The organism is Paraburkholderia sp. JHI2823 (genome assembly GCF_038900695.1).
GTDB classification, from domain to species: domain Bacteria; phylum Pseudomonadota; class Gammaproteobacteria; order Burkholderiales; family Burkholderiaceae; genus Paraburkholderia; species Paraburkholderia mimosarum.
In genome coordinates, this window is sequence record NZ_JAYMRY010000376.1 from 1 (window position 1) to 290 (window position 290).

The window sequence follows — 290 nt, forward strand, 5'->3', positions numbered from 1 at the left end:
ATTCATCTGAAACACACTTAGAGATGGGTGTGGAGTAGGTGAATCAGGGTTGTGATTGTATCAATGTATTTTTAAGTGATCGAAAGATTGCTTTGGAATACGGCGCAACACGAATACTCAACCTGTAGCGCGTGAGTCCCGAGGTGAGCAATCACCGAAGAGGCACACCCGTTATAGGGTCAAGCGAACAAGTGCATGTGGTGGATGCCTTGGCGATCACAGGCGATGAAGGACGCGGTAGCCTGCGAAAAGCTGTGGGGAGCTGGCAAACAAGCTTTGATCCACAGATA

The 290-nt window shown here is 49.0% G+C and carries 1 rRNA gene; it reads left to right on the plus strand.

The annotated features are described in order from the left end of the window. Positions 1–177 precede the first annotated feature (177 nt). Positions 178–290, plus strand: a 23S ribosomal RNA gene (locus VSR34_RS39045); the annotation flags it as partial.